Consider the following 8,108-nt stretch of genomic DNA (forward strand, 5'->3'; position numbering starts at 1 on the left):
CTTTTCCTCCAGCTCCTTGATGTGTTCGGCGCGGGTCGTGGGGCTGGTCATGGCGTAGTGGCCGCAGGCCAGCCGGGACAGGTGAACCGGGGTGTTGGTGTCGTTGACCAGCTTCACCATGCCTGGGGCGTCCGGGACGCGAGTCAAGACGGTAGGGCCGTAGGCCGGAATGAGTTCGCGGTGCTCGTAGATCGCTGAGCCTGCAGGGTGGTCGCAGGGCGTGCTCACTTGCTGCTGTCCTTGCCGGTGATGGCGGCGACTTCCTCGGGAGTGAGGTACCAGTCACGGGTGCTGGCCCGGATGCTCTGGCGGTACGCCTCGTTGAACTTTTCGTCGTCGGCGGCGGACTTCTCCACGCCCTGGGGCTTGGCCAGGTACAGGCAGCCGCAGGTGTCCTTCTTGATCGAGGCACCTGCATGGACGGGCACGGATTCGCCGGCCTTCAGCTTGTCCGTGCCGTAAAGGTGCTTGGCGCTCTCCTGCTCCCTGGGGTTCAGGTACGTGCTGTCCACCAGGTGCATGTGGGTCGCTGCGCGGGCCGCTCCTGCGGACTTCATAACCACCCATCCCTCGACCAAATGTGCTGGGTGATCGACCAAGGAAGTTTCTTCCACGTCGATGTCGACCATTTTTCGCTGTGGCCTGGGTGCAGTGGTCATGGGGAGTCCTCGGATTTGGTGGTCCCGGGACTCCCTTCCCGGTTGTGGCTATCCTCCAATTTTAAATGCTGGAGGCGCTGATTAAAAACGGAAATACGGCGTGTTGCGGCCTTTTATGGCGGCTGAGAATTGTAGAAACCCTCAGGGCTGGCCCCAGTAGCCGGCGACCCTGGAACGATCCTCCGAGCGGTGCGACCAGATGCCTTTGCTGTCCAGGTAGGACGGGACAGGGATGACGGGGGCTGAGATGGGGCCAGGAGCGGCAGGGCTGCCCTCTGGCTGGGTTTCAGGGTTGTCATGGGTGGTTGTGGGGCTCGGGGTCTTTGGGGCCAGGAGAGCGGCCCAGGGTGAGGGGTTCATGGTTGCTTCCTTCTGCTGGGTGGGGCAGGGGGTGACAGGCCCATATTCGATATGGGGAGTGTGGGTTTTTAGGTGCGCTTCTTTGCACGCCTTCCGATTTCCTGGGCGGCTCCGAGACTCATGCCCAGGGTGTCAGCGATTGCCTGCCACCGGTGGCCTTCTGCGCGGAGCCTGAGGACGGCTTCTTCGCGTTCGCGTGCCCTGGCGGTCTTGACCTGGTTCCCTTTGGCGCTGCGCTGCGTCTGGACGTCCTTGAATCCCTGTGGCGTCATGTTCGCCCACGTCCAGCGCGTGATGGAGGTCGCCAGGGCCTTGGCTTCCACTGCTGGGAGCGGTACTGGCAACTGTTCGTTGAGCATGCGGACGTGGTCGTGGACAGCGGCCAGGAAAGCTTCCTGACCGTCTTCCCAGTAGCGGCGGACGGCTCCGTACGACCAAACCCGGGTTTGCTCGAACAGGAGGCAGTTACGGCCCAGACCGGCGACGTCTCCGCGGTATCCCTTCCTGCTGCGGGTTTCCTTGGGGAGGCTGGTGCCGAGGTCTTCCGCCATCCTGGCCAGCGTGTGCAGGGCATCCGCGCCCCACTTCGTTTCCCACGCCTGATGGAGCGGGTTCTTCATGATGAGGCCCGAGTAGCCGGGGTCAGCGCCGAGTTCGCGGCGGAGACCTTCCTCGACGCGGGCGGCGAGCCTGGTTACCTTCTGCTGGCAGGGATCGGCAGTATCGAACGGGTTTGCGAGCAAGTAGCCGGCATGGGCTTTTCCTGAGGGCGATTCTGCGACCCAGGACGGCATGGGAAGCCCTGTGCGGAAGGCCCTGACAAGAGCGTCCTCCTGGTCAACATCCAGCACCAGGCAGTAGCGGAGGCTCCCGGGGTTTGTCTGGATGTAGCGTTTCGCCAGGGCTTCGTCCCTGGGCATCCGGTACACGCCGCGGCGGTAATCGTCGCTGGCGAGGGGATGGCGGAGCTGGTACCGGGACACGAACAGGCCGGAGGATTCACGGCGTGTTACTTGACCGGGGTTAGGACTGCTGAAACTATGGGAGGCATAAGCCTCCGAATCCGTGAACACTAGCCTGTTCCGTTCGGTATAAGCCCTCCAAGTGCTGGTAACACTCGGGGGGCTTCGCTTTTGCCCTGGTAGAGGGGCGTTACTGAAGGTTTTCAGGGAATATTCCGGATAAGGCCGACTGACAGTTTGTTGGCGTGTCGTTCCGCCGATTGAGCACTAAGACAGGTCTATCCGTCATCGGTTAGTCATTTTGGCTCGCTTCCAGCCTTATCCTGTGCATTCTGCCCTCTTAAGCGGCGCTTTTGTGCGCAAAGTGGGACAAGATTTTGCCGCCTATCCAGGGAGGGCAACAGGCAGGACGGGCGCAGAGCCCCATATTCGATATGGGGAGTGTGGGTTTTTTAGGTCTCGGACGACGGTCCAGGTTCTACCAGGAACGCCCAGAATCTACCTTTTCCGTAAAAGGAGTGTTTGGCGGAATCTTTGGGCCAGAGACGGCTGTCCTGGGGCTGCGGTGGGCGGCTCCTGGGCTGGGGCAGGAGCCGGTGCCGGCTGTTCCCTAGTGGCTTCCCTGGGCGCTTCCAGCATGCGCAGCGTCCTGGCCTGCGCCTCGATGATGCGTTCCCGCTCCTGGGCGATCGCCTCGGCCACTGCTGCGCGTTTTTCTGCCTCAGCGAGCTTGGCCCTGAGGGCTTCCAGGAGGGGTTCCATGGGTGATTGGGTGGCGGGTGTCGTGACGGGTTCCTGCGCGGCAACTGGCGGGCTGTCAGGGGCATCAGGGGCTGTCGTGCGGTCCATAAGTCCGAGCTGGATCAATGCCGGGACGGGTATGCGCCAGCCGCGGTTGTCCTGAGTGGCCCCGGCAGCCAGCAACTCAGGCCGTTTGCGCCTGATCGTTGATTCAGAGACGCCGCAGGCCTTTGCCGCCTGGGCAAGGCCTAGAACAGGGGCAGAGGTGGTAGCTACCGGGGGTGTCATGACTTCAGGGACTGAGCTACTCGGCTTCGGACGTGGACTTGGTGCTGAGGGTGACTCGGTGACCTGCAGGGCAGATCAGCACTCCCAGGACATCCTCGGAGATCGATTTGTCGACTGGATGAAGCGTCATGGGCTCGGAGCATGAGGGGCAATTTTGGGCTGTCATGGCTCCCAGCGTAGGGCTGTCATGACGGCTCTCGTGGGAGGCTCGCAGTGGATAGGCCGGCGCATTTACCCAAAAGAAATCCAAAGCTGGTTACTTAACGGGGGAGTTGGATTTACAGTCGAGGACATCAGCTGAACTTCCTCAGCCTGATGAGCTCTTAAAAGCGTGAAGCCTCGCCGGCCAGCGAGGCTTCACACTTCTAGAGCTGCCGAACGAAAGCCTTCGTCCAACGCCCCGGGATTAGAACACCTAAGGGTAGCCTCGGAGATCACCTGTTACGCAAGAGGTGATTGAAAAAGTTACGGAAGGGGTAGCTGGGAGTAGGTTTTCGCGTTCCAATGAAGGGACTCCGCGATGACCGCTCAATGCAACTGCCCACAGAAAAGGTTGGCGTTCCCCAACCTGATCGTGAACGTAATGCGCGTGATCCTGATGGCCTGGGCCGCCTTCCAGAGCCTGGGGCACCCAGCCATGGCCCACCAGCTCACCGTAATCCTGGTCCGCTCTGCCGCGACGATCATCATCGTCTGGCAGGGCGGTTTTTACTAGCTAGGCACATGAAGGAGGCCCGTCCAGGATCGTTCTGGGCGGGCCTCTCCTACGCCAAGGGTTTAGTTCCCCGTCTCCTGAGCTGACAGCCGGGAGTCCAGCTCTTTCACAGCCAGGATGACGGCGGCGAGGACCGATTCCAGCTCCTGCACCTTCGCCCCAAGTGTCTTGTCGTTGGCTTTGTAAACCGCGTCAGCCTTATCGAGGGCCACATTCAGCTGTTCTGTGATGGTCATGGGTCTGAGGCTACAGGGGGATGTCCCGCGTTGGTTTTACAGCCGGAAGCAGCCCGGGTAGCTGCGTTTGGTGTTCCAGAACGCCCACTCGGCCAGAGTGCCGTCCTGGTTGAATGCCAGGCTCGCGTTAGCGCAGTCGCTCCCTGGCTCGCCGCTCGGGTTGCCCTGCACCGTGGAGGCGCACCAGCCCCAGTCAGCGTCCACCCGACCACCAATGGCGGTGCAGGACTTCTCCTGTGTCGCCTTCACAGCTGCCTGCGCTGCTGCCTTGTCCGCGTCCTGTGATGCCCGTACAGCTGCCGCACTGGCTGACGCTTGGGCCGCTGCTGCGGCTGATGCCTGGGCGGCTTCCTGCTTGGATAGGTCCGCATCACACTGCTGAATTTGCTGGTCAGCAATCGCCCTGGCTTGTGGCCGGCCAACGCCGACGTACTTGGACAGCAGGACGTCGAGCTGGGGATCCCCGCCGTTGTCCCCGGTGGCCAGGTAGTTCAGGATTTTTTCCCCAACGTCGCACCGCGGGTGCAAGGCCTTGACCAGGTCAGCGGTTGTGCCGGCTGCCGCAGGAGTCGCTGTCGTCAATGTTGCTGCCGTTGCTGTGGACTGTGCAGGGGTGGCCGGCTGCGAACATCCGGACGCCATCCCCACGGTGACCATGAGCCCAAGGACAGAAAGAAACAGCCTGCTTGGAAGGGGGTGCGCCATGATCAGAGGCTACAGCGCGGGGACGTCCGTGGCCCTCCATGAAGCGCTCAACCGCTACGGGGTGCGCACAGGGGTTGCAGGTAGCTTACTAAACCGATTTTCGCAACCCCTGTGGATAACAAAGGAATTTTGTGTGTCCACAAACCTGTAGCCGGAATTTCTCGGGGAATTGCCTGTCTTCCAACTAAGATGGGTTTGTTCCGCCTTTACGGCTTGGAAGGGCTCCGGTCCGTCCGGGAGCTCCTGATACCAGGAGAGGAGGTGGGGCAATGACTAAACGAGTCAAACTCGCGTCAAGCAGAATGCAAGACGCCGCGCAACGCTTACTGCTCGTCAAGCAGATCGTAGGCGTATGCACGGCGTTCGTTGTTCTTGCAAAGACGCTGTTTGGCTGGCCTAGCTAGCCTCACAGCAGGTGGTGGTCCAGTTCGCAGCTGGGCCATCACTTGTTTAAGCCACGATTTTGGGTACGCCAGCATACGCTAACTTGCGTTCGCTTACGCGGATGTAGCCCGTCGTGACTTCCATAGACTATCCCAAACCTAGGTTACGGAACACACTGCACGTGTAACTTCTAGGAACTTTTTCTATGGACTTCCATAAAAAAGGAATCCGTTTTTCAGGTTTGCTTCGTATTCAGAAGCCACGAGAGAAGCTTTTCGATAGCACTCCTAGAGAAGACTAACTAGATAGCTAGACGAACTTCTAAGACTTCTGGATAAGACTTCTAGGAGCACAGGAGGGACACGCTGCTGGTCTTAGCTCGTGTATTCAATCCCTGGATTGGAAGCGCCTAATCCTCGCTATTGCAGCTTCTGCAGCTGCGCGGTCCTTTGCCCGCTTCGACTCTTCGGCTGCCCTTATCCGCGCTTTGGCTCTAAGCCCTTTGGCCACGTATATCCACATGCCCAGGGCGGCAGCCACCACCAGGATGACCAGGACAGTTATGGCGACAGGGTTCCCCTGCCACAGTGCTCCAAGGAATCCAGCGACCAGGAAGAACAGCAGGACGGGACCGATCAGCTGTTGCTTTTGCCGGGTAGTCAGGAGCGCCATGGCAGAGACTCTAGCCGCAGATCAGTCCCTAAGCGGCGGGTATTCCCCATCAACGGTGGCCAGGGTTTCCATCCAGCAGGTGGCGTCTATGGCGGCGTCCAAAGCTCCGAATGCCTCGGCGAGGGCTTCGCGGGAGTCGTGCCGGCTGTTCAGGTCGTCCCTGCTCATGACGATTCGGCCGGCGTCGGCGAGCTGTGCCAGCTGGTGGCGCAGCGTCTTCAACTGCTCGTAGATGTCGGAGGCGTTCCTGGTTTCCATGGGCTGATCCTTTCAGAACAGGGTGTCGGGCTCGCGGGAGAGGTCGGCCCCTGGGTCGAGCATGCCCGTCCCATCGTGCAGCAGGTGGACGACGTCCAGGCCATGGGCTTGGAATGCGGGGGCCAGCATTGTCTTCCTGTGGCAGTCCTTAGGTTGGCTCTCCGAGCACAGGAGGGCGATGGTGCGTTTGGATGCCAGTTCTGCCAGCTCCTGGACAGTGGCCTCAAACCGCACGTTCTCATCCAGGCCACCCAGGTTCGCGCCTTTCCACTGATACTCGATATCCCAGGTCGACAGGCTGTGTGCCAGCTCCTTGCGGGAGTATTGCGGGTTCCAGCGGCTGTACGGGCGGCTCCTGACGTCGATAACCAGGGTAATTTCTGCGGCATCCAGGACGTGCCGGAACAGCTGCAGGGAGGCAGTTCCGTGGCCGACGGTGTAGATGGTGGTCATGCGCTGAGGTACTTGTACACGGTGGACCGGGAGACTCCGAGGGTCTTTGCAATGTCGGGCACGTCGACGTCTTTGGAGCGGAGCTGCTTCGCTTTGGCAATTGCTGCGGTGTCCAGGGCTTTGGGCCGGCCACCTACCCTGCCTTTGGCCCTGGCGGCTGCCAGGCCCGAGTGGATGCGTTCCTTCGTCAGGTCGCGTTCCAGCTGCGCGGTCGCGGCCATGATGGTGAGCAGGAGCTTGCCAGTGGCGGAACCGTAATCCACCCCGCCAGTGTTCAGGCAGCGGAAGGACACCCCCATTTCCTCGAAGCGTTCCATGAGTGCCAGGAGGTGGGCGGTGTTGCGGGCGATCCGGGAAAGCTCGGTGACGACGACCTCGTCGCCTGGGCGCAGGAAGGTGAGCATCTTGTCCAGCTCGGGGCGGCTGGCCGAGGCTCCGCTGAAGCCGGTGTCCGCGTAGATCGAATCGACCCCTGCCGCCTGCAGGTCCGCGAGCTGGCGGTCAACGCTCTGGCTGTCGGTGCTGACCCTGGCATATCCGATGCTGCTCATCTCATTCCCTGGCCCTTTCCTGGTGTCCGTAATTGATGGGTGGTGATGGGTACAGTCTATCAGGTTTCCGGACTAGTTTACGGACAAGAGTGACGTGGGAAGACGCGGCTTTTAGGCTTGTATTTTCGCGGACTTTTTGGACCGTAAATGAGATGTTTTACGGACAGATGCCTGGGGCTGTCATGACGGCTGTCAACAAGGAAGGCAGGGCCTCCGGGGGAACCACCACGAACCCAAGAAGCCCTGCCTGTTGCCGCCTAGCCCGGCGACCTTGCCCACCATCTCTGCCCCTCAGCGAGATGGAGGTGAAGCCCCCTCTAAGGCTCAGAGAGAGGGGGCTTCGGTTCCCTGCCGGGGGAAGGAAGTGACAGTTCGTAACCCCGGCAGGGAAGTCTATGGTTCGGGGACTGGTGTCCCGTCGGTGTTGGGCGGGATGGCGTTGCCCAAGTCGCGACCCTCGATGCCGTGCAGGCCGCGGTGCTTTGTGTGGTGCTTTACCTGGTTCAGGATCCCGATGACCCATTCCAGCTTCGGCTGGTGCTCGAACTGCCGGCCGCCGACGTGGGTGATCTGCCGGTAGCCGCGGGACTGCTGCACGATGGCGGGGTCAGCGCCGTGTTGGATCAGGGCGGTGGCTGCTTCTTCATGGAGTTCCTGGTCTTCCTCGACGGCATCGAGCAGCTCCACGATGGCGCGGAACGCGGCGGTCTGGAGGTCGTTCAGGTGTTCCCGGGATTCGGCGAGTTCTTCGCCCAGCGGGCCTTCCAGGGCTTCGCGGGCTTCCTGTTCAGCCTTGGCCATCTCCGCGAGCATGCGTTCCCGTTCGCCTTCCTCGGCGATCCTGGCAAGCTCCACGGCTTCCCTGGCAAGGGTGACTTCCGCGGGTTCGATCTCCTTGCCGGCACGGACGTCGGCCAGGAGCTTCTTCAGCTCTGCCTCCGCCTTTTGCAGCGGCCTGATCAGTGAGTGGCCGAGCTTTTCCTCCAGCTCCTTGATGTGTTCGGCGCGGGTCGTGGGGCTGGTCATGGCGTAGTGGCCGCAGGCCAGCCGGGACAGGTGAACCGGGGTGTTGGTGTCGTTGACCAGCTTCACCATGCCTGGGGCGTCCGGGACGCGAGTCAAGA

At 61.3% G+C, this 8,108-nt stretch carries 13 protein-coding genes; 1 reads left to right on the forward strand and 12 read right to left on the reverse strand.

The genetic code is table 11. The features are described from left to right. The 5 genes from AB4Y79_RS21380 to AB4Y79_RS21400 form a co-directional block, all read right to left on the reverse strand. On the reverse strand, positions 1-228 hold a 228-nt coding region (locus AB4Y79_RS21380; protein ID WP_441866167.1), incomplete at its 3' end, for a hypothetical protein. Then, positions 225-557, reverse strand: coding sequence for a hypothetical protein (locus tag AB4Y79_RS21385; RefSeq protein ID WP_441866169.1), 333 nt, complete (start codon positions 555-557; stop codon positions 225-227). The genes AB4Y79_RS21380 and AB4Y79_RS21385, both read right to left, overlap by 4 nt. 243 nt (positions 558-800) lie before the next feature. After that, positions 801-1,019, reverse strand: a complete 219-nt coding sequence (locus AB4Y79_RS21390; protein ID WP_441866171.1) for a hypothetical protein — start codon at positions 1,017-1,019, stop codon at positions 801-803. 68 nt (positions 1,020-1,087) lie between these two features. Further along, entirely contained in the window at positions 1,088-2,002 is a 915-nt protein-coding gene (locus AB4Y79_RS21395) for a replication initiation protein (RefSeq protein ID WP_441866173.1), read from the reverse strand. A gap of 477 nt (positions 2,003-2,479) precedes the next feature. Then, positions 2,480-2,743 carry a hypothetical protein gene (locus AB4Y79_RS21400; RefSeq protein WP_441866175.1) on the reverse strand — a complete coding sequence of 88 codons (264 nt, stop codon included), beginning with the start codon at positions 2,741-2,743 and terminating at the stop codon, positions 2,480-2,482. Between the two features lie 841 nt (positions 2,744-3,584). On the opposite strand from AB4Y79_RS21400, the gene AB4Y79_RS21405 reads away from it, so the two are divergent. After that, complete coding sequence (locus AB4Y79_RS21405) at positions 3,585-3,725, forward strand: hypothetical protein (protein ID WP_441866177.1); 141 nt, start codon at positions 3,585-3,587, stop codon at positions 3,723-3,725. Positions 3,726-3,787: 62 nt separating this feature from the next. Here AB4Y79_RS21405 and AB4Y79_RS21410 read toward each other — a convergent pair whose 3' ends face one another. The 7 genes from AB4Y79_RS21410 to AB4Y79_RS21440 form a co-directional block, all read right to left on the reverse strand. Then, entirely contained in the window at positions 3,788-3,961 is a 174-nt protein-coding gene (locus AB4Y79_RS21410) for a hypothetical protein (protein WP_441866179.1), read from the reverse strand. Between the two features lie 36 nt (positions 3,962-3,997). Continuing rightward, positions 3,998-4,666: a hypothetical protein gene (locus tag AB4Y79_RS21415; protein ID WP_441866181.1), complete on the reverse strand. Its 669-nt coding sequence runs from the start codon at positions 4,664-4,666 to the stop codon at positions 3,998-4,000. Positions 4,667-5,437: 771 nt separating this feature from the next. Continuing rightward, positions 5,438-5,722, reverse strand: a complete 285-nt coding sequence (locus AB4Y79_RS21420; RefSeq protein WP_441866183.1) for a hypothetical protein — start codon at positions 5,720-5,722, stop codon at positions 5,438-5,440. Between the two features lie 21 nt (positions 5,723-5,743). Next, positions 5,744-5,980, reverse strand: coding sequence for a hypothetical protein (locus AB4Y79_RS21425; RefSeq protein WP_441866185.1), 237 nt, complete (start codon positions 5,978-5,980; stop codon positions 5,744-5,746). 12 nt (positions 5,981-5,992) lie between these two features. Then, positions 5,993-6,433 (reverse strand): DUF488 domain-containing protein, encoded by a 441-nt coding sequence (locus AB4Y79_RS21430; protein WP_441866187.1) that lies wholly within the window; start codon positions 6,431-6,433, stop codon positions 5,993-5,995. Next, the gene (locus tag AB4Y79_RS21435) at positions 6,430-6,984 is read right to left on the reverse strand and encodes a recombinase family protein (RefSeq protein ID WP_441866189.1); all 555 of its coding nucleotides are present in this window, start codon (positions 6,982-6,984) and stop codon (positions 6,430-6,432) included. The genes AB4Y79_RS21430 and AB4Y79_RS21435 overlap by 4 nt, the downstream gene beginning before the upstream one ends. Before the next feature lie 393 nt (positions 6,985-7,377). Continuing rightward, on the reverse strand, positions 7,378-8,108 hold a 731-nt coding region (locus AB4Y79_RS21440), incomplete at its 5' end, for a hypothetical protein (RefSeq protein WP_441866191.1).

It is taken from the genome of Pseudarthrobacter sp. YAF2 (assembly GCF_052113345.1).
Classification (GTDB): Bacteria; Actinomycetota; Actinomycetes; order Actinomycetales; family Micrococcaceae; genus Arthrobacter.